This is a genomic window from Cellulomonas fimi, from assembly GCF_028527925.1.
Lineage (GTDB): Bacteria > Actinomycetota > Actinomycetes > Actinomycetales > Cellulomonadaceae > Cellulomonas > Cellulomonas fimi_C.
In genome coordinates this window covers 37,548-61,464 of record NZ_JAPESW010000010.1, presented here as the reverse complement: position 1 = coordinate 61,464, position 23,917 = coordinate 37,548, and the positions used below count along the sequence as shown (strand labels likewise).

Below are 23,917 nucleotides of genomic sequence, written 5' to 3'. Positions count from 1 at the left end.
GCTTTCGGCGCCGGTCGACCCGACCGGGTGAACGAGCGGCAGGTTCGAGCGGAGCACCGTTCCGCGGACGGAGGATCGCGCACGTGGCAGGTATCGAGGCAGAGCTCGCCGCCGAGCAGCGGACGGTCGACGGGCTCTACGCGCGGCTCGACGACCTGCGGGCGCAGACGCGCGACCGCCTCGCCCGGGTCCGCCGGTCGGGACCGTCGGGCTCGCCGCAGAACCGCAGCGAGCGCGACGCCTTCGCGACGCTCTACGAGGACCGCGTCGCGCAGCTCGAGGCCGTCGAGGAGCGCCTCGTGTTCGGCCGGCTCGACCTCGAGGACGGCGTGCGGCGCTACGTCGGTCGCATCGGGCTGACCGACGAGGAGCAGTCTCCGCTGCTCACCGACTGGCGCGCACCCGCCGCGCAGCCGTTCTACCGGGCCACCGCGGCCCAGCCCGACGGCGTGGTCCGCCGGCGGCACGTCGTCACGCGCGGACGCACGGTCACGGGCGTCGAGGACGAGGTGCTCGACCTCGACCTCCTCGCCGACGGTGACGACGCGCGCCTGTCGGGCCTGTCGGGCGAGGGCGCGCTGCTCGCCGGGCTCGCGGCCGGGCGCACGGGCCGGATGGGCGACATCGTCGCGACCATCCAGGCCGAGCAGGACCGCATCATCCGCGACGAGCTGCACGGCGCGCTCGTCGTGCAGGGCGGCCCGGGCACGGGCAAGACGGCGGTCGCGCTGCACCGTGCCGCCTACCTGCTCTACGCGCACCGGCGCGTCCTCGAGCGCTCGGGCGTCCTGCTGGTCGGTCCGAGCCGGACCTTCCTGCGCTACATCGACCAGGTGCTCCCGGCGCTCGGCGAGACCGGCGTGGTCACGACGACCGTCGCCGAGCTCGTGCCGGGGCTCGTCGCGACGGGGACGGAGCCGGAGGCGGTCGCCGAGCTCAAGGGGCGCGCGGTCATGGCCTCGGTCGTCGCACGCGCCGTGCGCGACCGGCAGCGCGTGCCCGCCGAGCCGACGACCGTGCGCGTCGACGGGCGGACGATCGTGGTGCGCCCCCAGGACGTCGCGTCCGCGATCGCGCGCGCTCGCCGCAACCATCGGCCGCACAACCTCGCGCGCGTCGGCTTCGTGCGCGACATGCTCGCGCGGCTCGCCGAGCAGTACGTCCAGCAGCTCGGCGGCGAGATCCCGGCCGACGAGCGGGGCGAGATCCTCGAGGAGCTGCGCACCACGCGCGAGATCCGCATCGCGCTCAACCTCGCGTGGATGCCCCTGACGCCGGAGAAGCTCCTCGCGGACCTGTGGGCCAAGCCGTGGCGGCTCGAGTCCGCGGCACCGCAGATGTCCCCCGCGCAGCGCCGGCTGCTCGCGCGCGACCCCGACGCGCCGTGGACGCCAGCCGACGTGCCGCTGCTCGACGAGGCCGCGGAGCTGCTCGGCGAGGACGACCAGGCCGCTCGCGCGCAGGCCAGGGCCGCCGCGGAGCGGCGCCAGTCGGAGCTCGAGTACGCCCGCCAGGTGCTCGAGTCCACCGGGAGCGGTGCGCTCGTCTCGGCGGAGATGCTCGCCGACCGGTTCGCGTCGTCGGGGCCCGCGCTGACCACGGCGGAACGCGCGGCGGCCGACCGGAGCTGGACCTACGGGCACGTCGTCGTCGACGAGGCGCAGGAGCTGTCCGCGATGGCCTGGCGCGCGCTGCTGCGCCGCGTCCCGACGCGCTCGCTCACGATCGTGGGCGACGTCGCGCAGACGACGGCCGCCGCGGGTGCGCGCGACTGGGCGCGCATGCTCGACCCCGTGCTGCGCTCGTCGTGGCGGCTCGCGGAGCTCACCGTCAACTACCGGACGCCGGCCGTCGTCGCGGACACCGCGCGTCGCGTCGCCGTCGCCGCGGGCCTGCCCGTCAGCCCGCTGACGTCCGCGCGTGACGTGCCCGACGCGCTTGTCGTGGAGGGCGTCGGGTCCGACGCCCTCGGCGCGTCGGCCGCCCGGTACGCGGAGAAGGCGGTCACCGAGGTGAGCGACGCCTCGGGCGCCGGCCGCGTCGCGGTCGTCGGGACGCCCGCGCACCTGACCCGCGTGCACGAGGCGCTGCGCGACGCCGGGACCCCCGCGGTGCTGGGCGCCGGCGCGTCGAGCGCCGACCTCGACGCACCGCTCGTCCTGCTGACGCCGCGCGAGGCGAAGGGCCTGGAGTTCGACGTGGTCGTGCTCGTGGAGCCCGCCGACGTCCTCGCCGCGTCGGCAGGCGACCTGTACGTCGCGATGACCCGGCCGACGCGCGCGCTGCGCGTGCTGCACAGCACCGCGCTGCCCGCCGGGTGGACGACGCGCTGACGCGTCGCCGCCGCCGGGCGGAGCGTGTCCGAGGACCGGACCGTCTTGGGTCGCGGGCCGGACCGGGCGCACCATAGGGGCGTGCCCAAGGCCCTGCTGCTCGAGAACCTCCACCCGCAGGCGCGCTCGATCCTCGAGTCCGCCGGCTACGACGTGACCACCCGCACGGGTGCGCTCGACGAGCACGAGCTCGTCGAGGCCCTGGAGGGGGTCCAGCTCCTCGGCATCCGCTCCAAGACGCACGTCACGTCCGCGGTGCTCGAGCAGGCGTCAGACCTCGTCGCCATCGGCGCGTACTGCATCGGGACCAACCAGATCGACCTCGCCGCGGCCGCGTCGCGCGGCGTCGCGACGTTCAACGCGCCGTTCTCGAACACGCGCTCGGTCGTCGAGATCGCGATCTCCGAGATCATCGCGCTGACCCGCCGCCTCACCGAGTTCGACAAGGCCATGCACGACGGCGTGTGGAACAAGTCCGCGACCGGCGCGCACGAGGTCCGCGGCCGCACGCTCGGCATCATCGGCTACGGCAACATCGGCACCCAGCTGTCGGTGCTCGCCGAGAACCTCGGCATGTCCGTCGTCTTCTACGACACCGCCGAGAAGCTCGCGCTCGGCAACGCGCGCCGGATGGACACGCTCGACGAGCTCCTCGAGGCTGCCGACATCGTGACGCTGCACGTCGACGGCCGCAGCGGCAACGCGGGCCTGTTCGGCGCCAAGCAGTTCGCGCGCATGCGCCCCGGCTCGGTGTTCCTCAACCTCTCGCGCGGTTTCGTCGTCGACTACTCCGCGCTGCGCGACGCGATCGTGTCGGGCCACGTGAGCGGTGCCGCCGTGGACGTCTTCCCGGTCGAGCCCAAGCGCAAGGGCGACCCGTTCGACTCCGAGCTGCGCGGCCTGCCCAACGTCATCCTCACGCCGCACACGGGCGGCTCGACCGAGGAGGCGCAGGAGGCGATCGGGCAGTTCGTGTCGAACAAGGTGCGCGACTACCTGTCGACGGGCTCGACGACGCTCAGCGTCAACGTCCCGAACCTCGCGCTCGACCAGCCCCCGGGCGTGCACCGGCTCGCCTACCTGCACCGCAACGTGCCGGGGGTCCTCGCCGCGGTGAACGCCACGCTCGCCGAGCACGGCGTCAACATCGAGGGCCAGCTCCTCGCGACGCGCGGCGACCTCGGCTACGTGGTCACCGACGCCGGCTCGGCGGTCGACCAGGCCGTCGTCGACGCGCTGTCGTCGCGACCCGAGAGCGTGCGCCTGCGCCTGCTGTCCTGACGCGCCGGCGGGCGGGCCTCGCGGCCGACCCCCTGCACGACGAAGGGCCCCGTCGGTCGTCGACGGGGCCCTACGTCGTGCGGGAGCTGAGGCTCAGGACGAGCCGGACTTGCGCTGGAAGCGGCGCTGGGCCGGTCCCGTCGTCTCCGACCCGTGGACCTGTCCGGTGTTCGTGGAGCCCGCGGCCGTCCGGTGCTGCGCCGCCTTCTTGCGGTCGAGCGCCTCCCGGAACTTCGCCTTGGCGTCCTCGCTCACCGCCTCCGCTGCCGGCTTCGCGCTGTCGTTGCTCATCGGCGTCTCCTCGGTCGTTCTCGGTCCGTCGGCGCACCCGCGGGGGGCGCGTCGGTCCAGCCTCGCGGACGGGGCCCGGCAGCGCCACCCGTTTCCGCACCGACCTGCGCGAGCGTCGAGGAGGTCCAGGACGAGCGAGGTGCTGCGCCTGGCCCTCGCCCGCCCGGGGTACGGTCGGGCCGTGAGCGCTCCCCCGCCCTTGCCGCACCGGCGCGTCGGCGGCCTGTCGTTGCCGGTCGTCTCGCTCGGGCTCTGGCAGAACTTCGGCGACGCGCGCCCGTTCGCGCAGCAGCGCGAGGTGGTCCTGCACGCCGTCGACCGCGGGGTCGTCCACCTCGACCTCGCGAACAACTACGGCCCGCCGCCGTTCGCCGCGGAGGAGACCGTCGGGCGCCTGCTCGCGACCGACCTGCGCGGTCACCGCGACGAGCTCGTCGTCACGACGAAGGCCGGCTACCGCGCGTGGCCCGGCCCCTACGGCGAGCACGGGTCGGCGAAGTACCTCCGGGCGTCGCTCGACGAGTCGCTCCGCCGGCTCGGCGTGGACGCCGTCGACGTGTTCTACAGCCACCGCTACGACCCCGCGACGCCGCTCGAGGAGACGATCGGTGCGCTCGCCGCCGCGGTGCGCGCCGGCAAGGCGGTGCACGTCGGCATCTCGTCGTACTCCGCCGACCGCACGACCGAGGCGCTCGCGGTCGCCGAGCGCCTCGGCGTGCGCCTCGCGGTGCACCAGCCCGCCTACTCGATCCTCAACCGGTGGGTCGAGACGCCCGGGACCGACGGGCGGTCGCTGCTCGACGTCGCCGCCGACGCCGGCATGGCCGTCGTCGCGTTCTCCCCGCTCGCTCAGGGCATGCTCACGTCCCGGTACCTCGACGGCGTGCCCCCCGACTCGAGGGCCGCCCGGGGCGGTCCGCTCCGCCCCGAGTGGCTCACCGACGAGGTGCTCGACCACGTCCGGGCGCTCGACGGCGTCGCACGCGCCGGTGGTCGGACGCTGCCGCAGCTCGCGCTCGCCTGGGTCCTGCGCGACCCCCGCGTCACGTCCGTCCTCGTGGGCGCCCGGACCGTCGAGCAGCTCGACGACAACCTCGCCGCCGCGACCGCGGCCCCGCTCGACGACGACGAGATCGCCGCGGTGGACGCGCACGCCGTGGACGCGGGCATCAACCTGTGGGGGCCGCGGTCGAGCGACCGCTGACGCCGCCCCGGGCGCTCAGGGACGCTCAGGGACGCTCAGGGACGCTCAGGACGCCGGCAGGTGCCGGGACCACCACGCGAGCACGTGCTCGAACCGCTGCTGGCGGTGGCGCGGGCGTCCCGACCGCGTGAGCTCGTGCCCCTCGCCCGGGAACAGCAGGAGCTCCGCCTCGACGCCGCGGCGGCGCAGCTCGACGAACCACCGCTGACCCTGCTCGACCGGGCACCGCCAGTCCTGCTCCGAGTGGATCACGAGCGTCGGCGTCCGGACCTCGCCCACGTGCGCCATCGGCGACTGCGCGGCGACCGCACGCGCTCCGTCGTCGTCGCCGGCGTCGCCCAGGTACTCGAGCCCGAAGAACCACCCGATGTCGCTCGACCCGACGAAGCTCACCGGGTCGAGGAACCCGCGCTCGACGATGGCCGCCGCGAACCGGTCGGTCCGCGTGGTCAGCCACGCCGTCAGGTAGCCGCCGTAGGACCCGCCCATGACGCCGACACGCTCCCCGTCGATCTCGGGCAGCGCCGACGCCGCCTCGAGGAGCGCGAGCACGTCGTCCGTGTCGACGGTCCCGAACGCGCGGTGGATCGCCCGCCCGTGCGCGCGCCCGTAGCCCGACGAGCCGCGCGGGTTGCCCAGCACGACCGCCCACCCCGCGGCGGCGAGCACCTGCACCTCGTCGAACACCGCGTGCGTGTACTGCGCGTGCGGCCCGCCGTGGATCATGAGGATCGTCGGGTACGGGCCCGTACCGTGCCGCTCCGGGTCCGGCGTGACGACCCAGCCGTGCACCGGGTAGCCGTCCGGGGCGGACGTCTCCAGCTCGCGCGGCTCGCGCAGCCCGGTCGCCCGCAGGCGCGACGACAGGTCCGTGCGCGACGTGACGGCGCCTTCCTCGCCGAGCGGGACGGTCAGGACGTCCCCCGCCGACGTGGGGCTTGCCGCCGTGACGACCGCGGACGACGGGGCTCCCGCGGCGACGGCCGCACCCGACACCACGTGCCGCCCTCCGAGGAGCGTGACCAGCGAGCCGTCCGCCCCGACGCGGGCGAGGTGCACTGCACCGCGGTGCTGGACGCCCACGAGCGGACCGTCGGGCGACTCCGCGAGCACGCCGAGGTCGAGGTCGACGGAGTCGGCGTCGGTCAGGCGGGTCGGAGCCGTCGGCGCCTCCCCGGCGACCGGCAGACCGACGCGGAACAGCCCGAGGTGGGCGGCGACGAAGTCGCGGCCGGAGTCACCGAGGTCGGACGCGAGGAGCCACACCGACGCGCCGTCCGTCGACGGTACGGCGACCTCGACAGCCAGCGCGCTCCCCCGGTCCGCGTCCGTCACGGGCACGAGGTCGAGGACGTCCGTCGCCGACGAACCCGCCGGCACCAGAACCGCGTCCCGCCGCAGGTCCTCCTCGCGCGCGGCATGCCGTGCCACGACCGCGACCAGCGCGTCGCCCGACGGGAGCCACCGCGCCCCGCGCACCTCCGCGTCACCGCGCGTGAGGGCCGTGGCGTCCGGGACCTGCGACGTCGCGTCGAGCTGCGCCGGCACGTCGGCGGTGAACGGCACGTCGACGACGAAGACGTGCTGACGCTTGTCCCGTTCGAACCCGACGCCGTCGCCGCGGTACCGGAACGACGTGATGTGGCGGGCGGGCTCTGCCGCGGGGTCGCCACCCGCCACGTAGCGGCCGTCCTCGGGGACGCGCGCGAGGTACGCGACGCGGCGGCCGTCCGGCGAGAACCGGGGTGCGGACACCCCCAGCGGCGCGTCCGTCAGGCGCACGGGCTCGCCGCCCGTCGCCTCGACGACGTACAGCTGGGGCCTGCCCTTCGGCTCCGCACGGCAGAACGCCACCCAGCGGCCGTCGGGCGACACGTCGGGCGACGTGTCGCGGTGCCCTCGCGTCAGCCGCCCCGGCGCCGCCTCCGAGCCGAGCGGGACGAGCCAGAGCTGGCCCGCGTACTCGTCGGTCTCGAGGTCGGGGTGCGTCACCGCGACGATCGCGGCGGACCCGTCGGGCAGCACGGCGGGAGCGGAGGGGACGGAGAGCAGGGGGAGGTCGTCAGGCGTCACCGGACGAACCTACGTGACGAGCAGCGGTGCCTCGCTCGCGTGCGGCGTGCGACCCGACGCCGGACCGCGTCGGCTGCGGACCGCGTCGACCGGGGCGACCGTCGGGGGGCAACCGCCGGCCCTCCGGATCGGGCGAGGCAGCGCGCGCATCGCGCGGACGGGACGTGAGCTCAGGCGGTCGGGGCCGGCGTGGCCGGGTCCGCACCGGAGGCGATCGCGTCGGCGCCCCGGTCGTCGTCGCCGACCCGCCCCTCGCGGTCCGCGCGCAGCACCGTGATGGCCGCCTCGAAGTCCTCGAGCGAGTCGAACGCCTGGTACACGCTCGCGAACCGGAGGTAGGCCACCTCGTCGAGCTCGCGCAGCGGTCCCAGGATCGCGAGCCCGATCTCGTAGGCGTCGATCTCCGCCGAGCCGGACGCCCGCAGCGTCTCCTCGACGCGCTGCGCGAGCAGTGCGAGGTCGTCCTCGCTCACGGGGCGTCCCTGGCAGGCCTTGCGGACGCCGTTCGCGATCTTCTCGCGGCTGAACGGCTCGGTGACGCCGGAGCGCTTGACCACGGAGAGGCTCGCGGTCTCGACCGTCGTGAACCGGCGGTTGCACTGCGGGCACTGGCGCCGGCGACGGATCGACGCGCCGTCGTCCGACGTGCGGGAGTCGACGACGCGGGAGTCCGGGTGTCGGCAGAACGGGCAGTGCACCGCGATGTCTCCTCGCTGTCAGGGGCAGCGAGGCGCCTGCCCCGCTCGTCCTCGTCCCGGCGACGCTAGGACACCGCCCCACGGCGTCGCAAGGCACATGCTCTCCACCACTCGTCCGACCGCGTCGCTCGGCGCGAGGTACGTCGCCCGCCCACTCCGGGTGCGTGCCCGGACCACGCACGGAGGCGGCCGCTGCTCGCGGCCGCCTCCGTCGGGACGCTCGCGTCCCGGGCCTCGGACCGACCTACCTCGGTCCGCGCGATGCCGTGTCGCGCGACGGTGCCCGGCACCGCGGTGCCCGCCTTCCCCACGGGCACGGCCCGGCTCACGAGCGGGGCAGCAGGATCTCCTGGCCCGCCATGAGGCCTGCGCTCGGCAGGTCGTTGAGACGGACGAGCTCGAGCACGACGTCCCGGACGTCCTCACCCGGGCTCGCGACCTGGGCAGCCAGGCCCCACATCGTCTCGCCCTCGAGGACGACGTGCCGCGTGACCTCGACCGCCGAGCTCGACGGACCGTCGGCCGTCGCCTTCGCCGCGATCGCCGAGACCCCGATCGCGAGCAGGAGGCCCAGCACCACGACGACCAGGCGACCGCGCGCGGTCAGCACGAGGGGCGCAGGACGGGATCCCGCGACGAGCCGGTCGTCGCGCGCGGAGCCCGACCCGTCTCGCCCGCGGGCGACGGCGGGCTCGCCGCGCCGCGCACCGCGCGACACCGGGACCGCCGACGACCGCACGACCCGCAGGTCCGGACGCACCGCTCCCGGCCGCGCCGGCGACAGCACCGCAGCGCTCATGTCGTCTCTCCGCTCCGTCGTGTTCGAACGCCTGTTCGTCGAACGTCTGTACGATGTCTACCACCAGGGTGCGACACGCGTCCAGAGAAGATCGAACAGATGTTTGATCTCGCTGCTCGCACTCCCTAGGCTGGCCGCGCAGGACAAGCGCACCACCGACCACTGACATCGCCCCCGACCGGCAGTCCCGCGGCACGTCAGCAGGGGTGCGCACGTCCGCACCGAGCAGGCGGCGACCGGCCGACGACGTCAGGAGGGCTGCAGTGAGCACGAGCGGGGACACCACGACCGGCACACGGGACCGGGTGGCGAGCGTCCACGCCCTCCCCGACGGGCCGGACGGCCCGGACGGCCTCACCGCACGACAGCGGCTCGTCCTCGACACCATCCGCGCGTCGGTGGAGTCGCGCGGGTACCCGCCGAGCATGCGCGAGATCGGCGAGGCGGTCGGCCTCACGAGCCCGTCCAGCGTCAAGCACCAGCTCACCGCGCTCGAGCGCAAGGGCTACCTGCGGCGCGACCCGAACCGCCCGCGCGCGATCGAGGTCGTCCACCCGGACGACTCCCGGGGCGTGTCGACGTGGACCGCGCCCGACGGCACCCGCACGCCGTTCTCGGCCCCGGTAGGCACGGAGGACGAGCGGGTCCCGAGCCCCTCGTACGTGCCGGTGGTCGGTCGCATCGCCGCCGGCGGGCCGATCCTCGCCGAGCAGGTCGTGGAGGACGTCTTCCCGCTGCCCCGCCAGCTCGTGGGCGACGGTGAGCTCTTCCTGCTCCGCGTCGCGGGCGACTCGATGATCGACGCGGCCATCTGCGACGGCGACTGGGTCGTCGTGCGCCGGCAGCCGGTCGCCGAGAACGGCGAGATCGTCGCCGCGATGATCGACGGCGAGGCGACCGTCAAGACCCTGCGCCGCGCGGACGGGCACGTGTGGCTCATGCCGCACAACACCGCCTACGCGCCCATCGTCGGCGACGAGGCGACCATCCTCGGCCGGGTGGTCTCCGTCCTGCGCAGCCTCTGACGCCGACGGCCCACCGAAGGGCGCACACCCGCCGACCGCCGGAGCGGTCAGGCCCGGAGCGCGGCCGCGAGGTCGCCGGCGCGACGAGTCGGAGCGCGCGGGCGCCTCGGCTCCGCGCCGCTGCGCGTGCGACTCCGCGAGGTGCGGGCGACGCTGGTCCGGGGTGAGGACGACGCCCCCGGCCTCGACCGAGGAGGAACGATGCCCGGACGCATGCGGGACCCCGGACCCAGCGTGAAGGACGCGAAGCTCTACGAGCGGCTGCGCGACGAGGGCAACAGCAAGGAGAAGTCGGCGCGCATCGCCAACGCCGCCGCCGGCTCGTCACGGTCCTCCGTCGGACGCAAGGGCGGCAGGTCGGGCGACTACGACGACTGGACCGTCGACGACCTGCGCAAGAAGGCGGCAGACGTCGGCATCGAGGGACGGTCGCGCATGCGCAAGGCGGAGCTCATCCGCGCGCTGCGCTCGCACTGACGGTCACCGGACCCGGGGGGTTGCGCGGGCGGGCGCCCGCGCAACCCGTCGCGTCACCACCTCACGGCGTCCGCGCGCCCGCTGCGCGCCGCGACGCCGTGAGGTGGTCGCGGGTCAGCGTCCGCAGGTCAGAAGCCGAACTGGCGCGCGACGTCCTTGACGGCCTCGGCGGAGCGGCGCAGGCCGGCGAGCTCGTCGGCGGACATCGGCACGGCGAGCCGGTCCTCGACGCCCTTCGCGCCGACGACGGCGGGCACGGAGAGGCACACGTCCGAGATGCCGTAGTAGTCGTCGAGCAGCGACGAGACCGGCAGGATGCGCGACTCGTCGTTGAGGACGGCCTCGATGATCCGGGAGCCGGCGAGCGCGACGGCGTAGTTGGTGGCGCCCTTGCCCTCGATGATCTGGTACGCGGAGTCGACGACCTCGCGCGCGATCCGCTCGCGCACCTCCGACGTGAGCGCGCCGCCCCGACCGCCGAGCCCGTTCCACTCCAGCAGCGGCACCGCCCCGATGCTCGCGGAGCTCCACAGCGGCAGCTCGCTGTCGCCGTGCTCGCCGGCGACGTAGGCGTGCACGTTCTGCACCGCGACACCGGTCTCGCGCGCGATGAGGTAGCGCAGCCGCGACGAGTCGAGCACGGTGCCGGAGCCGAACAGGCGCGACGGCGGGAGGCCGGAGATCCGCAGCGACGCGTACGTCACGACGTCGACCGGGTTGGTGACCATGACGTAGGTCGCGTCGGGCGCGACCTCCACGACCGCCGGGAGCACCTTGCGGACCAGCGAGATCGTCGCCTCGGCCAGGTCGAGGCGCGTCTGCCCGGGCTTCTGCTTCGCGCCCGCGGTGAACATCACGACGTCGGCGTCGGCGCACACGGCGATGTCGTCGGACCCCACGACCTGTGCCATCGGCATGAACTGGATGCCGTGGCCCAGGTCGAGGGCCTCGGCCTGCACCTTGGCCTTGTTGATGTCGTAGAGCGCGACGGTCCGGGCCGCGCCGCGCATGAGCGCGGCGTACGCCATCGTCGAGCCGACGGCACCCGCCCCCACGATCGCCAGCTTGGACGTGCGGCGACGCGGGACGTGCGGCGTCACGGCGTCGTCGAGGTCAGGGGTCTCGGTCATCGGTCTCTCCGGCGTCGTCGTGCGACCGCCCGGGCCCGGGTCGGTCGGGGTGCGCGTCGGTGCCGGTCGAACCCCCGGCACCGCACGTCGGCGCAGTTCCGAGGCTAGTCCGACCCGGTGAGGCGGCGCAGGGCGGACACGGCCACGTCGCGTTCGGTCGTCCGCCAGAAGCCCGGCAGCGACCGCGCGAGGAACTCGCCGTAGCGGGCCGTGACGAGCCGCGGGTCGAGGACCGCCACGACGCCGCGGTCCTCCGTGGTCCGCACGAGCCGTCCGGCGCCCTGGGCGAGCAGGAGCGCGGCGTGCGTCGCCGACACCGACATGAAGCCGTTGCCGCCGGCGGCCGCGACCGCCTCGGTCCGGGCCGAGCGCACGGGGTCGTCCGGGCGCGGGAACGGGATCCGGTCGATGAGGACGAGGCGGCACGCCGGGCCCGGCACGTCGACGCCCTGCCACAGCGACAGGGTCCCGAAGAGGCAGGTGGGCTCGTCGGCCGCGAACTGCGCCACGAGCGTCGGGAGCTGGTCGTCGCCCTGCAGCAGCACGGGCACGTCGAGACGCTCGCGCATCGCGAGCGCGGCCGCGGTGGCGGCCCGGCGCGACGAGAACAGCCCCAGCGTGCGACCGCCCGCGGCGCGCACGAGCGCCTCGATCTCGTCGAGCTGCGCGTCGGTCGCGGGCTCGCGGCCCGGCGGCGGGAGGCGGCGCGCGACGTACAGGATCCCCTGCCGGGCGTAGTCGAACGGGCTGCCGACGTCGAGGCCGTGCCACGTGAGCGGACCCGCCTCGTCGACAGCGGTGCGCGTTCCGTCGTCCGCCGGCGTCGCCGCGGCGTCGTCGTCCCCGGGCGAACCCGGCAGCCGCGACGGCCCCACCGGCTCGGCGTCGGGCCGCACCTCGAGGCCCACGGAGCGCGCGACCGGGTCGAAGGAGCCGCCGAGCGACAGCGTCGCCGACGTCAGCACGCCCGTGCGCCCCGCCAGCAGGTTGGTGCGGATCAGCCCGTTCACGGCGAGCGGCGCGGCGTGCAGGCGTGTCAGGACGCCCCCGCGCCGGTCCTCGCCGCGCGCGCACCACAGCACGGTGTGCCGGTTGTCCTCCGGGTCGGCGGCCATGCGGTCGGCCACCTCGAAGAGCGCGAGCATCGCCGACGCCGCCATCTTGAGCCCGCCGTCGGGGGCCGCCGGCCGGCCGGCCGTCGAGTCGGGCTTGAGCGCGCTCAGCAGCGTGCGCGACGCGTCGCGGACCGCGGCGACCGCGTCGCGTGCGGCGTCGGGCAGGCCGTCGGGGAACCGTCCCTCGGGGAGCTCGACGAGCACCGCCGCGAGCGCCTGCGCGGCCGCGTCGAGGTCGGTCGTCGGCACTCCCCCGTGCCGCCGTGCGAGACGCGCGGCATGGTCGACCGTCGCGAACGACAGGTCCGACGTCGCCTGCGCGGTCACGCGGTCCGTGAGCTCGTGGGCCTCGTCGACGACGAGCACGTCGTGCTCCGGCAGGACCCCGGGCGAGCCCGACGCGGCGATCCCGAGCATCGCGTGGTTCGTCACGACGACGTCGGCCTCCCGCGCCGACGCGCGTGCGCGCTCGGGGAAGCACTCCTCGATCATCGGGCAGCGCGTTCCGAGGCACTCGAGCGACGTCACGGACACCTGCCGCCACGCGCGGTCGGTCACGCCCGGGACGAGGTCGTCGCGGTCGCCCGTGTCGGTCTCCTCGGCCCACTCGCGCAGCCGCAGGACCTGCTCGCCGAGCGACTCGCTGCCGTCGCGCCGCCCGGCGCCGGCGGGTGCAGGGTGGTCGGCGGCGCCCGCGTGGTCGCCGAGGTCGAACAGCGTGCCCGGCTCGTCCTCCGGGTAGCCGCCCGCGACCTTGTGCACGCAGAGGTAGTTGTGCCAGCCCTTGAGGAGCGCGATGTGCGGCTTGCGCGGGAGCCGCGGCGCGAGCGCGTCCGCGACGAGCGGCAGGTCGCGCGTGACGACCTGCCGCTGCAGCGCGAGCGTCGCGGTCGAGACGACGACGTGCTCGTCCGCGAGGACCGCGTGCCGGACGGCGGGGACGAGGTACCCGAGCGACTTGCCGGTGCCGGTCCCCGCCTGCACGAGCAGGTGCTCGCCCGTCTCGAGCGACCGTGCGACGGCCTGCGCCATCGTGTGCTGACCGTCGCGGCGGGCGCCGCCGAGGGCGCCGACGGCGAGGTCCAGGAGGTCGTCGACCGTCGGTTCCGCATCGGGCACCGCGACAGCGTAGTCGCGGTCACCCACGGCTCCGGTCAGGCGGTCCGGACCGCCGCGGCGTTGAGCTCGGACGCGAGCTGCGAGTCGACGCGGGCGCGCAGCGCGGTGCCCTGCGCCGTGTGCTCCTCGTGGTCGATGTCACCGTGCTCGTGCACCCGGCTGACCAGGTCGCCACGGTCGTACGGGACCACGACGTCGACGGCCACACCGGGCCGCGGGAGCTGGTCGGCGATGAGCGCCTGGAGCTCCGCGATCCCCTCGCCCGTGTGGGCCGAGACGACGACCGAGTGCACCTCGCGCGACCGGAGCCGGGTGATCGCCTCGTCGGACGCGCGGTCCGCCTTGTTGAGGACGACGATCTCCGGCACGTCCATGGCGCCCGGGATGTCGGCGAACACGTGCCGCACGGCCGCGATCTGCCCCTCCGGGTCCGGGTGGGACGCGTCGACGACGTGCAGGATGAGGTCCGCGTCGGCGACCTCCTCGAGCGTCGACCGGAACGCCTCGACGAGCTGGTGCGGGAGCGCCCGCACGAACCCGACGGTGTCGGCCAGCGTGTAGACGCGGCCGTCGGTGGTCTCGGCGCGCCGGACCGTCGGGTCCAGCGTCGCGAACAGCGCGTTCTCGACGAGGACGCCGGCGTTGGTCAGCCGGTTGAGCAGCGACGACTTGCCCGCGTTCGTGTACCCGGCGATGGCGACCGACGGGATCGCGTTCTTGCGGCGCGACGCGCGCTTGGTGAGGCGCGCCGGCTCCATCGCGGCGATCTCGCGGCGCAGCTTGGCCATCCGGTTGCGGATCCGCCGGCGGTCGAGCTCGATCTTCGTCTCACCGGGACCACGCGAGCCCATGCCCGCGCCGGCGCCGCCGACCTGGCCACCGGCCTGCCGGGACATCGACTCGCCCCACCCGCGCAGGCGCGGGAGCAGGTACTCGAGCTGCGCGAGCTCGACCTGCGCCTTGCCCTCCCGGGACTTGGCGTGCTGGGCGAAGATGTCGAGGATCAGCGCGGTCCGGTCGACGACCTTGACCCGCACGATGTCCTCGAGCGCGCGCCGCTGGGACGGGGCGAGCTCCCCGTCGACGACGACGGTGTCCGCGCCGACCGACGCGACGAGCATCGCGAGCTCGGCGGCCTTGCCCGACCCGAGGTACGTGCCCGGGTCGGGTGTGCGGCGACGCTGGATCACGCCGTCGAGGACCTGCGACCCGGCTGTCTCGGCGAGGGCCGCGAGCTCGCGCAGCGAGACCTCGGCGTCCTCCGCGGTGCCCGTGCCCCAGACGCCGACGAGCACGACCTTCTCCAGGCGGAGCTGGCGGTACTCGACCTCGGTGACGTCCTCGAGCTCGGTGGACAGGGCCGCGACCCGGCGCAGCGACGTGCGCTCCTCGAGGTCGAGCTGGTCCCCGTCGTACGTGGAGTGGACGGTGCCGCCGTCCTGCAGCGCGGTGCCGGCCCGGGCGAGCACACGCGCGACGACGTCATCGGCGACGTCCTGCACGGAGCGAGGCTCGTACGCCTCGGTCTCGTGGGTGGTGTGCTGCGGGTCGTTCACGCGGTTCCTCTCGGATCGGCTTCGTCGGCTGCTCTTCCAGGGTCGCACGCGCTTCCCCGGCGTGCGATCCATTTCGCTGCGGGCCGAGCGCTGCCCGGTAGGGTCGCCCCGTGAGCGGGCAGGAGCACTACTTCACCGCGCAGCCCGCGTCCCCGGCGGACCTGCGCACGCTGACCGTCGAGCTCGCCGGGCGACCGGTGCAGGTGCAGACGGCGGGCGGCGTCTTCTCCCCCGACCACGTCGACCACGGCACGCAGGTCCTGCTGCGGGCGGCCCCGCCACCGCCGGCGACCGGCGACCTGCTCGACCTCGGCTGCGGCTGGGGTCCCGTCGCGCTGTCGCTCGCGCTCGAGTCGCCCGACGCGCGCGTGTGGGCCGTCGACGTCAACGAGCGGGCGCTCGACCTGGTCCGGCGCAACGCCGCGACGCTCGGCCTCGGCAACGTCGTGGCGGCCCTGCCCGACGACGTCCCCGACGACGTGCGGTTCGCGACGATCCGGTCCAACCCGCCGATCCGCGTCGGCAAGGACGCGCTGCACGAGCTCCTGCTGCGCTGGCTGCCACGGCGTGCCGCGGGCGGCGACGCCCACCTCGTCGTCGGGAAGAACCTCGGTGCCGACTCGTTGCAGCGCTGGCTCGCCGCGACGCTCGGTGACGGGGTCGTGGTCGAGCGGGCCGCGAGCGCGAAGGGCTTCCGGGTCCTCGTCGTGCGGGACTCCTGAGGCGGACGCGGGGCACCCCTGGGCCGGCCGTCCCGCCCGTCAGGAGGAGGCGACCTCGGGAGCCGGCGCGGCCGACGCGTCGGCGACCGCCGCGCGGAGCTGAGCGAGCGACGGCACCCCGGAGGCGCGCCGACGGACGCGTCCGGTCGCGTCGAGGACCAGGACGGTGGGCGTCGAGGTGATCGCGAGCCGCTCGCCCAGCGCGAGGTGGTCCGCGACGTCGAGGTCGACGTGCGTCACGCCGCCCTCCGTGCGCAGCGCGTGCTCCACGACCTGGCGGGTGCGTCGGCACGGCACGCAGAACGTGCTGGAGAACTGCACGACCGTGGCGCGCGCGCCGAGGGGTGCACCGCCCAGGTCGTCGGAGGTCAGCGTGACGTCCGACGACGGCGCGACCCGCGGACCGCGGAGGGCCGGGGCGACGCCCGTCGCCGGCGCGTCCCCCGGGCCGTGCGTCGTCCGCGCGGCCTCGGTCATCGACCCGTGGCCCCCGCGACGGCGGCGAGGTCGACCGTCGCGGTCGCGACGAGGACGGCCGGTCCGGCGAGCTCGACGTGTCCGTCCGCGAGCGCGGTGACGCGCACGGTCCCGCCGGGCACGTCCACGAGCCAGACGTCGGGCGCGCCCGCGCCGGCCCAGGTGCGGACGGCCATCGCAGCCGCGCACGCGCCCGTGCCGCACGACCGCGTCTCCCCCACACCACGCTCGTGCACGCGCATCGCGACGTGCCCGACGAGGGTGCCGTCGGCGGCGCGGTCCTCGGTGAGCGGCACGACGAGCTCGACGTTGGTGCCGTGCGGCGGCACGGGCCGGACCTCGGGCGGACGCGTGAGGTCCGCGGCGGCGAGCTCGTCGGGGCCCGCGAGCGCGAGGACCGTGTGCGGGTTGCCGACGTCGAGCGACAGCGCGGGGCGGACGTCGTCGAGGCCCGGGACGTGCACCTGCGCGTCGAAACCGGCCTGCACGGCCTCGTCGCCGCCGGGGACCGACCAGCGGCCCATGTCGACCGCGTACCAGACGTCGTCGTCGAGACCGGCCGGCACCGGCACGCGGCGCACGCGGCGCACGCCGGCCCGCGTGCCGAGGACGAGCTCGTCCTCGGCGTCCCACAGGCCGAGGCGCTGGGCGAAAGCCGCGAAGACGCGCACGCCGTTGCCGCACATCTCGGCGACCGAGCCGTCGGCGTTGCGGTAGTCCATGAACCAGGTCGCGGCCGGGTCCTCGGCGAGCACCGCGGCACCCTCGGGCAGCAGCCGGCTCGCGACGAGACGGATGACACCGTCGCCACCGAGCCCGGCGCGGCGGTCGGCGAGCTCGCGTACGAGCGGCGCCGTGAGGTCGAGCAGGCCGTCGCGGTCGTCGACGAGCACGAAGTCGTTCTGCGTACCGTGGCCCTTGGTCACCGGGAGCCCGACCGCGAGGGGCAGGTCGGCGGGCGCGTCGGCGGACACGGGGACGGTCGTCATGACCCCAGACTACGGCGCGGTGCGGGGTCGTCGGTGGCCGGTCCGAGCGTGCCGGCGTCGGCCCGGGCGACGAGGTCGAGGGCACGCTCGACGAGGTCCGGGTCCTGCGCGTCGAGCCAGTGCACGCGCGGGTCGCGGCCGAACCAGCCCATCTGCTTGCGGGCGAGCCGCCGCGTGCCCGCGGTCGTCGCGTCGCGGGCCTCCTGCTCCGTGAGCTCGCCGCGCAGCATCGCCGCGACCTCCGCGTACCCCACGGCGCGCGACGCGGTCCGGCCGAGACCGCGCGCGAGCAGGTCCTCGACCTCGGCCACCAGACCCGCGGCCCACATGCGGTCGACGCGGCCGGCGACGCGCGCGTCGAGCGTCGGCCGGTCGCAGTCGAGCCCGATCTGGACGGCCGGCACCTCGTAGACGTGCTGGGGCAGCGACGCCGAGTAAGGATGGCCGGTGAGCGCGATGACCTCGAGCGCGCGCACGACCCGGCGCGCGTTGCGCGGTCCGATGCCCTCGGCGGCGACCGGGTCCGCGGCCGCGAGCTCGGCGTGCAGCGCGCGCGACCCCTCGCGCTCGACGCGCTCCTCCAGCCGGGCGCGCAGCTCGGGGTCCGTGCCGGGGAACTCCATGTGGTCCAGCAGCGCGCGCACGTAGAGGCCGGACCCGCCGACCGCGACCGCGCGCGCACCCCGCGCGTCGAGGTCGGTCAGCGTCGCGCGTGCCCGCTGCTGGTAATCCGCGACGGTCGCGTCCTGGGACGGCTCGAGCACGTCGAGGAGGTGGTGCGGGACGCCGCGGCGCTCGTCGACGGGGACCTTCGCCGTGCCGATGTCCATGCCGCGGTAGAGCTGCATCGCGTCGGTGTTGACGACCTCCCCGCCGAGCGCGAGCGCGAGCGCGATGCCCAGGTCGGACTTGCCCGTGGCGGTGGGTCCGACCACCGCGACGACCAGGCTCACGGCGCCGTGCCCGTCGACGGGTCGGCGACCCCGGCGGCACCGGTCGAGTCAGCGCCGGCCGCGGAGACGGCGGTCGGGACGCCGGTCGGCGCGGCCCCGGACGGGGTGTCGGTCACCCGCCACAGCGCGGCGACGTGGTGCGCACCGAGCGACACGTCCTCGGCGAGGAGCGTCGCCCCCACGTGCTGAGTCCCGACAGCGCCGAGCAGCACCTGCCACGACGCCCAGCCGGAGACGGCGAGCGCCGACGCGAGCCCGGCGTCGAGGGACGCGATCCGCTCGCGCGCGGCCCGGTCCGCTCGCGCGAGGTCGGCCGTGAGCGACGCGTCGAGCGCCAGCGCGCGCTCGTCGTCGGCCAGCGGGGCGTCAGGACCGTGGCGACCGCTGCCCGACCCGACGACGACCAGCGCGAGCGGTCCCCCGGCCCCGGCGACGAGCGCGGCACCGCGTGCGGCCAGCGCCGCGGCGGACCCGGCGGCGGCGGGGTCGCGCTCGACCTCGACGACGCGCACGGGTCCGTCCCACCCGGCGCGCGCGAGCAGGTGCAGGGCCACGGCGGACGCGACCGCGGGCACGACCGCGGGACCCGCGTCGCCGACGACGACCTCCGGCACGGGCCAGCCGAGCAGCGCGTCGGGGACGCCGACCGCGGTGAGCGAGCCGCGCAGCGTCCCGGTCGGCTCGGCGGCCTGCCGCGCGGGTGCGACGACGACGACCGACGCGGCCCCCGCCACGGCGTGGGCGACCGCGGCGAGCGCCGCGTCGCGGAGCCCGGGAAGAGCGTCGTGGCGGCCGGAGACCCCCGGGACCAGGAGGGCGGTGTCGGGCACCAGGGCCGCGGCGACGAGCATGCCCCCGACCGTATCGGGTGGCGGACGGACGACCGCGGCCCGTGACCGCGCGGCGTCGGCGGGCGCGGGTAGGGTCGTCCGCATGGCACCGTTCGCCGACCGTGCCCGCCGTTGGCTCGCGCGCCGCCAGCGGCCGGTTCGTCACGCCTCGCGCGACGTCGTCGCGCCGGAGCCCACGGACGACGAGCTGCACGAACGCGTCGCCGCGCTGCTGGCCCGCGAGCTGGGCGTCGCCGAGCCCGCCGAGGACGTCCCCACGGCCGTGACGCCCGCGCGGATCGCGGCGTGGATGACGCAGAACCAGTTCAGCTACTTCGTCGACAACGACGGCGACCTGGGCGGCCTGTGGCGCGGCCGGCTGTTCTACTTCTTCCTCTTCGGCGAGAAGGCGGAGATCCTGCAGGTCCGCGGGCAGTGGCACCGCGAGATCGCGATCGAGCGCCTCGAGGAGGTGCTCGACCTGTGCAACGAGTGGAACGCCGACCGGATCTGGCCCAAGGCGTACGTCCGGGTGCGGGACAACGGGCGCGTGCACGTCGTCTCCGAGGTCGCGACCGACCTCGAGCACGGCGCGACCGACGCCCAGCTGAGCCAGATGCTGTTCTGCGGGCTGTCGACCGGCAGCATGTTCTTCGACGCGCTCGACGAGCGCTATCCCGACCCCGCGGGGGTCGCACCATGAGGCAGGAGGCACGATGAGCGGACCCGGCTGGCTGCTGCGGGTCCTCGGCGGGCTGCCCAAGCCCACCAAGCGACCGTCGGCCGACGACGAGCCGCCGCGCCCCCTGACACGGGACCGGATCGGCGACTACCTGCTCGGCCGCGGGTACCGGTTCGTCGTCGACGAGGACGGCGACCTCACCGGGACGTGGGACGGCAGCCGGTTCTGGTTCCTCATGCTCGGCGAGCACCAGGAGATCCTCCAGGTGCGTGGGCGCTGGCACCGCACGTTCGCGCTCGAGCAGCGTGCGGCCGTGGGCCTCGCGGTCAACGACTGGAACCGTGAGCGGATCTGGCCCAAGGCGTACCTGCGCGAGGAGGACGGGGTCATCGCGCTCTACAGCGAGGTGTCCGCCGACTTCGAGCCCGGCGTCACGGACCTGCAGCTCGCGCAGCTCGTCGCGTGCGGGCTCGGCACCGGCGTGCAGATGTTCGCGTCGCTCGAGGGCCTGCTGCCGCGCGACGACGCTCCCCCGCCGGACCTGCCGGACAACTGACCGCCCGTCGTGGAGCGACCGCGCGGGAGCTCAGCCGCGCAGGCCGATCGTCGGCAGCCCGAGCACGACGGGACCCGCCGGAGCCGGTGCACCCGTCCCGCAGGCCGCCCCGGACCCCCCGTGGTCGTGCGCGTCACCGCCGGCCTGTCGGGCCTCCCACGCGTCGCCCGCGCGCGTCCGGCGCACCGCGAACGTGCCGCCCGTCGCGCCCGAGTCGGCGACGAGGTGGTGCGGGGCGCCGTGGGTCACGGTCACCGTCACGACGTCGCCGGGTCGCGGGGCGTCCTGCGGCGCGAGCCCCGCGGGCAGCGCGAGGTGGACGAGCCGGTTGTCCTCGGCCCGGCCGGAGCGACGCTCGGTCGTGCCGTCCTTGCGTCCCTCGCCCTCGGCCATGAGCACGTCGAGGGTGCGGCCGACCTGCGCCTGGTTCTCCTCGAGGGAGATGCGCTCCTGCAGCGCGACCAGCCGCTCGTAGCGCTCCTGCACGACGGCCTTCGGCAGCTGGTCGGGCAGGTCGGCGGCGGGCGTGCCGGGACGCGGCGAGTACTGGAACGTGAACGCGGACGCGAAGCGGGAGGCCTCGACGACGCGCAGCGTCTCCGCGAAGTCCTCCTCGGTCTCGCCCGGGAAGCCCACGATGATGTCGGTCGTGATCGCGGCGTGCGGCATCGCGGCGCGCACGCGGTCGAGGATGCCGAGGAACTTCTCCGAGCGGTACGAGCGGCGCATCGCGCGCAGGATGCGGTCGGACCCGGACTGCAGCGGCATGTGGAGCTGCGGCATGACGGTCGGCGTCGCGGCCATCGCGTCGATGACGTCGTCCGTGAACGCGGCCGGGTGGGGCGACGTGAAGCGCAGCCGCTCCAGGCCCTCGATCGCGCCGGCGGCGCGCAGCAGCTTCGCGAACGCACCCCGGTCACCGAACTCCACGCCGTAGGAGTTGACGTTCTGCCCGAGCAGCGTGACCTCGATCGCGCCCTGCTGCACGAGCGCCTCGACCTCGGCGAGGATCTCGCCGGGCCGTCGGTCACGCTCCTTGCCTCGCAGGTGCGGGACGATGCAGAACGTGCACGTGTTGTTGCAGCCGACGCTGATCGACACCCAGCCCGCGTAGGCGGACTCGCGGCGGGTCGGCAGCGTCGACGGGAAGACCTGCAGCGACTCCGCGATCTCGACCTCGGCGCGCTCGTTGTGCCGCGCGCGCTCGAGCAGGACGGGCAGCACGTCGAGGTTGTGCGTGCCGAACACGACGTCGACCCACGGAGCGCGCTCGACGATCCCGGCGCGGTCCTTCTGCGCGAGGCAGCCGCCCACGGCGATCTGCATGCCCGGGCGCGCGCGCTTGGTGCCCGCGAGGCGACCGAGGTTGCCGTAGAGCTTGTCGGCCGCGTTCTCCCGCACCGCGCACGTGTTGATGACGATGACGTCGGCGTCCTCCGCCGCGGCGTCCTCCGCCGTCGCCGGGACGTACCCGGCCTGCTCGAGCATGCCCGCCATGTGCTCCGAGTCGTGCACGTTCATCTGGCAGCCGAGCGTCTTGACGAGGTAGGTGCGCGGCGACGCGCCGGTGACCTCGGGGGCGAGCGGCGTCGGGGCGGGCAGGGTCGTGGACATCACCGACAAGGGTACGACCCGCCGGACACGCGCCCAGCACCGCCGTGCCGGCCCGCGTCGGCAGGGCGGCGGCCGCCCGTCGCGGACCGCCGTCCAGCAGCCCTCGGCCAGCGCACTTGACTGCGGTGTTGCACAACCGTGACCCCCACGGGTGGCCAGATCGGACGTGTGCCCTCTAGCGTCGTCGAATGGCTGACCTCGCGACGGAACCGTCCCCCACCGCCGCCGACCGCCCCGTCGGGGACCCGCTCGTCGTCCTGACCGGCGTCGACAAGCACTTCGGTCCCCTGCACGTGCTGCAGTCCGTCGACCTGACCGTGCGCCGCGGTGAGGTCGTCGTCGTCATCGGGCCGTCGGGCAGCGGCAAGTCGACGCTGTGCCGCACGATCAACCGGCTCGAGACGATCGACTCGGGCACCATCACGATCGACGGCAAGGAGCTGCCCGCCGAGGGCCGCGACCTCGCGCGTCTGCGCGCCGACGTCGGCATGGTGTTCCAGTCGTTCAACCTCTTCGCGCACAAGACTGTGCTCGAGAACGTCACGCTCGGCCCGACGCGCGCCAAGGGCGTCAAGAAGTCGGTCGCGAGCGCGCGCGCGATGGAGCTGCTCGACCGCGTCGGCGTCGCGAACCAGGCGCAGAAGCTCCCCGCCCAGCTGTCAGGCGGACAGCAGCAGCGCGTCGCGATCGCGCGTGCGCTCGCGATGGACCCCAAGGTCATGCTGTTCGACGAGCCGACGTCCGCGCTCGACCCGGAGATGATCAACGAGGTCCTCGACGTCATGGTCGGCCTCGCACGCGAGGGCATGACGATGCTCGTCGTCACGCACGAGATGGGGTTCGCGCGCCGTGCCGCGCACCGCGTCGTCTTCATGGACGGTGGCCAGATCGTCGAGCAGGCCGACCCCGAGACGTTCTTCACCGCGCCCACGAGCGCCCGCGCCCGCGACTTCCTGTCGAAGATCCTCACGCACTGACCGCACCGAGCCGAACCCCGCCCCCGACCTCCACCCGGACACGATCCGACCCTCTGACCGACACACCGCACGTCCACGCAGAAGAAGGGGACCACCATGCGCGCACGACGACTGGTCGCACTCGCGGCCGCCGCCACGCTCACGCTCGCCGCCTGTTCCAGCGGCGGTGGTGACGACGACACCGACGCCGGCGCCACCGGCGACTCGACCGAGACGACCGGCGGCGCCGAGGGCACGATCCGGATCGGCATCAAGTTCGACCAGCCCGGGCTCGGCTTCAAGGACGGGTCGGACTACACCGGGTTCGACGTCGACGTCGCCCGGACCGTCGCCGAGGCGCTCGGCTACTCCGAGGACCAGATCGAGTGGGTCCAGGCCCCGTCCGCGCAGCGCGAGAACCTGCTGCAGACCGGCCAGGTCGACATGATCTTCGCGACGTACTCGATCACCGACAAGCGCAAGGAGGTCGTCTCCTTCGCCGGTCCGTACTTCGTCGCCGGGCAGGACCTGCTCGTCGCGGCGGACGACGACTCCATCACCGGACCAGAGGACCTCGAGGGCAAGAACCTCTGCTCCGTCACGGGCTCGACGAGCGCGCAGCGCATCAAGGACGAGTACGCGGCGGGCACCAACCTGCTCGAGCAGCCCGGCTACGCCGAGTGTGTCACCGCGCTCACCGCGGGCCAGGTCGACGCGGTCACGACCGACGACATCATCCTCGCCGGCCTCGCCGCCGTCCCCGCCAACGAGGGCAAGGTCAAGGTCGTCGGCAACCCGTTCTCCGAGGAGAACTACGGCGTCGGCCTGCCGATGGACTCCGACAAGTGCGAGGCGATCAACGAGGCCATCACCGCGATGATCGACGACGGCACGTGGGAGGAGCTCCTCGACAAGAACGTCGGCGCGTCCGGCTTCGAGTACAACGCCGACCTCAACCCGCCGGCGCAGGCCGCCTGCGCCTGACCGTGACACCGGGTGGTCCGCGCGGCGACGTCGCGCGGACCACCCGGCCGCAT

General features: G+C 74.9%; 22 protein-coding genes. 10 read left to right on the top strand and 12 right to left on the bottom strand.

Translation table 11 applies throughout. The features are described from left to right. The first annotated feature begins 83 nt into the window (after positions 1–83). Both OMK64_RS07030 and serA read left to right on the top strand, forming a co-directional pair. Complete coding sequence (locus OMK64_RS07030) at positions 84–2,333, top strand: HelD family protein (RefSeq protein ID WP_272727367.1); 2,250 nt, start codon at positions 84–86, stop codon at positions 2,331–2,333. Between the two features lie 81 nt (positions 2,334–2,414). Then, on the top strand, positions 2,415–3,614 hold the full coding sequence (serA, locus tag OMK64_RS07025; RefSeq protein WP_272727366.1) for a phosphoglycerate dehydrogenase: 1,200 nt from the start codon (positions 2,415–2,417) through the stop codon (positions 3,612–3,614). Between the two features lie 93 nt (positions 3,615–3,707). Here the strand turns inward: serA and OMK64_RS07020 are convergent, their stop codons facing one another. Then, positions 3,708–3,905, bottom strand: a complete 198-nt coding sequence (locus tag OMK64_RS07020) for a DUF5302 domain-containing protein (protein WP_168679370.1) — start codon at positions 3,903–3,905, stop codon at positions 3,708–3,710. 181 nt (positions 3,906–4,086) lie between these two features. Between OMK64_RS07020 and OMK64_RS07015 the strand changes: the two genes are divergently transcribed. After that, a complete protein-coding gene (locus OMK64_RS07015; RefSeq protein ID WP_272727365.1) occupies positions 4,087–5,109 on the top strand; it encodes an aldo/keto reductase in 1,023 nt (340 codons plus the stop codon). Positions 5,110–5,154: 45 nt separating this feature from the next. Here OMK64_RS07015 and OMK64_RS07010 read toward each other — a convergent pair whose 3' ends face one another. The 3 genes from OMK64_RS07010 to OMK64_RS07000 all read right to left on the bottom strand — a co-directional run bounded on the left by OMK64_RS07010 (position 5,155) and on the right by OMK64_RS07000 (position 8,679). Continuing rightward, complete coding sequence (locus OMK64_RS07010) at positions 5,155–7,182, bottom strand: S9 family peptidase (RefSeq protein ID WP_272727364.1); 2,028 nt, start codon at positions 7,180–7,182, stop codon at positions 5,155–5,157. A 170-nt stretch (positions 7,183–7,352) separates the two neighbouring features. Continuing rightward, positions 7,353–7,880 (bottom strand): transcriptional regulator NrdR, encoded by a 528-nt coding sequence (gene nrdR / locus OMK64_RS07005; RefSeq protein ID WP_272727363.1) that lies wholly within the window; start codon positions 7,878–7,880, stop codon positions 7,353–7,355. A gap of 325 nt (positions 7,881–8,205) precedes the next feature. Beyond that, a complete protein-coding gene (locus tag OMK64_RS07000; RefSeq protein ID WP_272727362.1) occupies positions 8,206–8,679 on the bottom strand; it encodes a LysM peptidoglycan-binding domain-containing protein in 474 nt (157 codons plus the stop codon). A 305-nt stretch (positions 8,680–8,984) separates the two neighbouring features. On the opposite strand from OMK64_RS07000, the gene lexA reads away from it, so the two are divergent. Next, the gene (gene lexA / locus OMK64_RS06995) at positions 8,985–9,704 is read left to right on the top strand and encodes a transcriptional repressor LexA (protein WP_272727403.1); all 720 of its coding nucleotides are present in this window, start codon (positions 8,985–8,987) and stop codon (positions 9,702–9,704) included. A gap of 201 nt (positions 9,705–9,905) precedes the next feature. After that, complete coding sequence (locus OMK64_RS06990) at positions 9,906–10,181, top strand: DUF7218 family protein (protein ID WP_272727361.1); 276 nt, start codon at positions 9,906–9,908, stop codon at positions 10,179–10,181. A gap of 128 nt (positions 10,182–10,309) precedes the next feature. Here OMK64_RS06990 and OMK64_RS06985 read toward each other — a convergent pair whose 3' ends face one another. The 3 genes from OMK64_RS06985 to hflX form a co-directional block, all read right to left on the bottom strand. After that, positions 10,310–11,311, bottom strand: coding sequence for an L-lactate dehydrogenase (locus OMK64_RS06985; protein ID WP_272727360.1), 1,002 nt, complete (start codon positions 11,309–11,311; stop codon positions 10,310–10,312). Between the two features lie 104 nt (positions 11,312–11,415). Further along, complete coding sequence (locus OMK64_RS06980; RefSeq protein WP_272727359.1) at positions 11,416–13,545, bottom strand: ATP-dependent DNA helicase; 2,130 nt, start codon at positions 13,543–13,545, stop codon at positions 11,416–11,418. A gap of 35 nt (positions 13,546–13,580) precedes the next feature. Beyond that, a complete protein-coding gene (gene hflX, locus OMK64_RS06975) occupies positions 13,581–15,101 on the bottom strand; it encodes a GTPase HflX (RefSeq protein ID WP_272727358.1) in 1,521 nt (506 codons plus the stop codon). Positions 15,102–15,211: 110 nt separating this feature from the next. On the opposite strand from hflX, the gene OMK64_RS06970 reads away from it, so the two are divergent. Beyond that, entirely contained in the window at positions 15,212–15,823 is a 612-nt protein-coding gene (locus tag OMK64_RS06970; RefSeq protein WP_272727357.1) for a class I SAM-dependent methyltransferase, read from the top strand. 39 nt (positions 15,824–15,862) lie between these two features. Here OMK64_RS06970 and OMK64_RS06965 read toward each other — a convergent pair whose 3' ends face one another. From OMK64_RS06965 to OMK64_RS06950, 4 genes are read right to left on the bottom strand one after another with little or no spacing between them, the layout of a single operon-like run. Continuing rightward, positions 15,863–16,300 (bottom strand): TlpA family protein disulfide reductase, encoded by a 438-nt coding sequence (locus tag OMK64_RS06965; RefSeq protein WP_272727356.1) that lies wholly within the window; start codon positions 16,298–16,300, stop codon positions 15,863–15,865. Then, on the bottom strand, positions 16,297–17,289 hold the full coding sequence (gene dapF, locus OMK64_RS06960; RefSeq protein WP_272727355.1) for a diaminopimelate epimerase: 993 nt from the start codon (positions 17,287–17,289) through the stop codon (positions 16,297–16,299). The genes OMK64_RS06965 and dapF overlap by 4 nt, the downstream gene beginning before the upstream one ends. Beyond that, positions 17,286–18,242: a tRNA (adenosine(37)-N6)-dimethylallyltransferase MiaA gene (gene miaA / locus OMK64_RS06955; RefSeq protein ID WP_272727354.1), complete on the bottom strand. Its 957-nt coding sequence runs from the start codon at positions 18,240–18,242 to the stop codon at positions 17,286–17,288. The genes dapF and miaA overlap by 4 nt, the downstream gene beginning before the upstream one ends. Beyond that, a complete protein-coding gene (locus OMK64_RS06950) occupies positions 18,239–19,093 on the bottom strand; it encodes a class III extradiol ring-cleavage dioxygenase family protein (RefSeq protein WP_272727353.1) in 855 nt (284 codons plus the stop codon). Before OMK64_RS06950 ends, miaA begins: the two co-directional genes overlap by 4 nt. An 82-nt stretch (positions 19,094–19,175) precedes the next feature. On the opposite strand from OMK64_RS06950, the gene OMK64_RS06945 reads away from it, so the two are divergent. Both OMK64_RS06945 and OMK64_RS06940 read left to right on the top strand, forming a co-directional pair. Continuing rightward, positions 19,176–19,775, top strand: coding sequence for a type III secretion system chaperone family protein (locus tag OMK64_RS06945; RefSeq protein WP_272727352.1), 600 nt, complete (start codon positions 19,176–19,178; stop codon positions 19,773–19,775). Positions 19,776–19,788: 13 nt separating this feature from the next. Next, positions 19,789–20,310: a type III secretion system chaperone family protein gene (locus tag OMK64_RS06940; protein WP_272727351.1), complete on the top strand. Its 522-nt coding sequence runs from the start codon at positions 19,789–19,791 to the stop codon at positions 20,308–20,310. A gap of 30 nt (positions 20,311–20,340) precedes the next feature. Here the strand turns inward: OMK64_RS06940 and miaB are convergent, their stop codons facing one another. Beyond that, entirely contained in the window at positions 20,341–21,924 is a 1,584-nt protein-coding gene (miaB, locus tag OMK64_RS06935) for a tRNA (N6-isopentenyl adenosine(37)-C2)-methylthiotransferase MiaB (RefSeq protein ID WP_272727350.1), read from the bottom strand. 188 nt (positions 21,925–22,112) lie between these two features. On the opposite strand from miaB, the gene OMK64_RS06930 reads away from it, so the two are divergent. Together OMK64_RS06930 and OMK64_RS06925 are read left to right on the top strand one after the other, a co-directional pair. Continuing rightward, a complete protein-coding gene (locus OMK64_RS06930) occupies positions 22,113–22,901 on the top strand; it encodes an amino acid ABC transporter ATP-binding protein (RefSeq protein ID WP_272727349.1) in 789 nt (262 codons plus the stop codon). Positions 22,902–22,997: 96 nt separating this feature from the next. Further along, on the top strand, positions 22,998–23,864 hold the full coding sequence (locus tag OMK64_RS06925) for a glutamate ABC transporter substrate-binding protein (protein ID WP_272727348.1): 867 nt from the start codon (positions 22,998–23,000) through the stop codon (positions 23,862–23,864). Positions 23,865–23,917 lie beyond the last annotated feature (53 nt).

Excerpts from the sequence above, each read along its gene's own strand:
- OMK64_RS07020 (WP_168679370.1), bottom strand. The coding sequence starts at position 3,905 with ATGAGCAACGACAGCGCGAAGCCGGCAGCGGAGGCGGTGAGCGAGGAC.
- OMK64_RS07000 (WP_272727362.1), bottom strand. The coding sequence starts at position 8,679 with ATGAGCGCTGCGGTGCTGTCGCCGGCGCGGCCGGGAGCGGTGCGTCCG.
- OMK64_RS06990 (WP_272727361.1), top strand. The coding sequence starts at position 9,906 with ATGCCCGGACGCATGCGGGACCCCGGACCCAGCGTGAAGGACGCGAAG.
- OMK64_RS06985 (WP_272727360.1), bottom strand. The coding sequence starts at position 11,311 with ATGACCGAGACCCCTGACCTCGACGACGCCGTGACGCCGCACGTCCCG.
- OMK64_RS06965 (WP_272727356.1), bottom strand. The coding sequence starts at position 16,300 with ATGACCGAGGCCGCGCGGACGACGCACGGCCCGGGGGACGCGCCGGCG.
- dapF (WP_272727355.1), bottom strand. The coding sequence starts at position 17,289 with ATGACGACCGTCCCCGTGTCCGCCGACGCGCCCGCCGACCTGCCCCTC.
- OMK64_RS06950 (WP_272727353.1), bottom strand. The coding sequence starts at position 19,093 with ATGCTCGTCGCCGCGGCCCTGGTGCCCGACACCGCCCTCCTGGTCCCG.
- OMK64_RS06945 (WP_272727352.1), top strand. The coding sequence starts at position 19,176 with ATGGCACCGTTCGCCGACCGTGCCCGCCGTTGGCTCGCGCGCCGCCAG.
- OMK64_RS06940 (WP_272727351.1), top strand. The coding sequence starts at position 19,789 with ATGAGCGGACCCGGCTGGCTGCTGCGGGTCCTCGGCGGGCTGCCCAAG.
- miaB (WP_272727350.1), bottom strand. The coding sequence starts at position 21,924 with ATGTCCACGACCCTGCCCGCCCCGACGCCGCTCGCCCCCGAGGTCACC.
- OMK64_RS06930 (WP_272727349.1), top strand. The coding sequence starts at position 22,113 with ATGGCTGACCTCGCGACGGAACCGTCCCCCACCGCCGCCGACCGCCCC.
- OMK64_RS06925 (WP_272727348.1), top strand. The coding sequence starts at position 22,998 with ATGCGCGCACGACGACTGGTCGCACTCGCGGCCGCCGCCACGCTCACG.